The organism is Devosia sp. A369, assembly GCF_054489345.1.
Genome location: NZ_JBTMWV010000003.1, coordinates 1 through 2,500 on the forward strand (window position 1 = coordinate 1; position 2,500 = coordinate 2,500).

Genomic DNA, 2,500 nt, shown 5'->3' on the forward strand with positions numbered 1-2,500 from the left:
TTGAACGCCGGGGTGTGGTTGCGGCGGGGTCGTCTCGTCATGATCTCTCCTGTTCGCGGCCATATTGGCCGCCGTCAGGCAGAAAATCCACTCATCCCCGTGTTCAGATTCCCCGAGCCAGCTCTGAACTCACATCGTCAGCAAAAGCTGCGGTGCCTATACCCCCCTGGGTAAGCCAATGTCAGACGGGATCGGCTTCGCGCTTACGTTCCAAACGCAAAAACCCCAGTCATTTCTGACTGGGGTTTTTGGTATTTCTTTTCGACATTGTAATTGAGAACCATACGTTTTTGGCAGACCTTGCAGCGACCTACTCTCCCAAGCCTTGAGACTTAGTACCATTGGCGCAGAGGAATTTGACGGTCGAGTTCGGGATGGGATCGGGTCTTGGGCTCCTCGCAAAAACCACAAGGTCAGCGAAAAACGTATGATGTGAATTCTGGTTTTGTTGTTCTGTATATGGACCAAGTGCTCTCCCATGCAAGGAGCCTTGGTCTGGTGTATTATTTGTACCGATCGAACATTTCACAATCTATGCGGACATAGATTAATGAGAACGATCAAGCCAATCGAGCTATTAGTACCGGTAAGCTTCACACATTGCTGCGCTTCCACACCCGGCCTATCGACGTGGTGTTCTTCCACGGCTCTCAAGGGAATACTAGTTTTGAAGGAGGCTTCCTGCTTAGATGCTTTCAGCAGTTATCCCGTCCGAACTTAGCTACCCTGCAATGCGGCTGGCGCCACAACAGGTCCACCAGAGGTTCGTCCAACCCGGTCCTCTCGTACTAGGGTCAGCTCTTCTCAATATTCCTACACCCACGGCAGATAGGGACCGAACTGTCTCACGACGTTCTAAACCCAGCTCACGTACCACTTTAAATGGCGAACAGCCATACCCTTGGGACCTGCTCCAGCCCCAGGATGTGATGAGCCGACATCGAGGTGCCAAACAATGCCGTCGATATGGACTCTTGGGCATTATCAGCCTGTTATCCCCAGCGTACCTTTTATTCGTTGAGCGATGGCCCTTCCACGCGGGACCACCGGATCACTATGACCGACTTTCGTCTCTGCTCGACTTGTCAGTCTCGCAGTCAGGCAGGCTTATGCCATTGCACTCAAGGAACGATTTCCGACCGTTCTGAGCCTACCATCGCGCGCCTCCGTTACTCTTTGGGAGGCGACCGCCCCAGTCAAACTACCCACCATACGCTGTCCCGGACACTGTTATGCCGCGGTTAGACATCTATGACGATAAGGGTGGTATCTCATCTTGCGGCTCCACAGAAACTAGCGTCCCTGCTTCAAAGCCTACCACCTATCCTGCACATGCCGACACAAATGCCAGCGTAAAGCTATAGTAAAGGTGCATGGGGTCTTTCCGTCTGACCGCAGGAACCCCGCATCTTCACGGGGAATTCAATTTCACTGAGTCTATACTGGAGACAGTGGGGAAGTCGTTACGCCATTCGTGCAGGTCGGAACTTACCCGACAAGGAATTTCGCTACCTTAGGACCGTTATAGTTACGGCCGCCGTTTACCGGGGCTTCAATTCAAGGCTTGCACCTCTCCTTTTAACCTTCCGGCACCGGGCAGGCGTCAGACCCTATACGTCGTATTACTACTTCGCAGAGCCCTGTGTTTTTAGTAAACAGTCGCCACCCCCTCTTTTGTGCCACTCCTATAGAGTTGCCTCCATAGAAGTCATGCTTATCCCGAAGTTACGCATGCAATTTGCCGAGTTCCTTCAGTATAGTTCTCTCAAGCGCCTTGGTATACTCTACCAGTCCACCTGTGTCGGTTTAGGGTACGGTCAATGTTGGTGGAGCTATTTCCAGGAACCGGCTCATCGCACCCCCAATCCAATAAGGGGATACGAACCTGCGCGATCCGTCACTACCACCTGGTTCACGAATATTAACGTGATTCCCATCGGCTACGCATTTCTGCCTCGCCTTAGGGGCCGACTAACCCTGCGCTGATTAGCATTGCGCAGGAACCCTTGGACTTTCGGCGAAAGTGTCTCTCACACTTTTTATCGCTACTCATGTCATCATTCGCACTTCCGATACCTCCACGGCCCCTCACAGGTACCGCTTCGCAGGCTTACGGAACGCTCCGCTACCGCTTACACGTAAACGTGTAAACCCTAAGCTTCGGTGCATAGTTTTAGACCCGGTACATCTTCGCCGCAGGAACGCTTGACCAGTGAGCTGTTACGCTATCTTTAAAGGATGGCTGCTTCTAAGCCAACCTCCTGGTTGTCTAAGCATTCCCACATGCTTTCCCACTTAACTATGACTTGGGGACCTTAGCTGTAGGTTAGGGCTGTTTCCCTTTTGACAATGGACCTTAGCACCCACTGTCTGTCTCCCGGATATTACTTGTGGGTATTCGGAGTTTGGTTAGGTTTGGTAAGTCGGTGAGACCCCCTAGCCCATCCAGTGCTCTACCCCCCACAGTATTCGTCCGAGGCGATACCTAAATATCTTTCGC

At 52.1% G+C, this 2,500-nt stretch carries 2 rRNA genes (1 of these 2 cut by a window edge); both read right to left on the minus strand.

The features are described from left to right. Positions 1 to 297 precede the first annotated feature (297 nt). A 5S ribosomal RNA gene (gene rrf / locus ACX3OZ_RS05235) occupies positions 298 to 413 on the minus strand. 143 nt (positions 414 to 556) lie between these two features. After that, positions 557 to 2,500 (minus strand): 23S ribosomal RNA (locus ACX3OZ_RS05240); it runs 779 nt beyond the window's last position.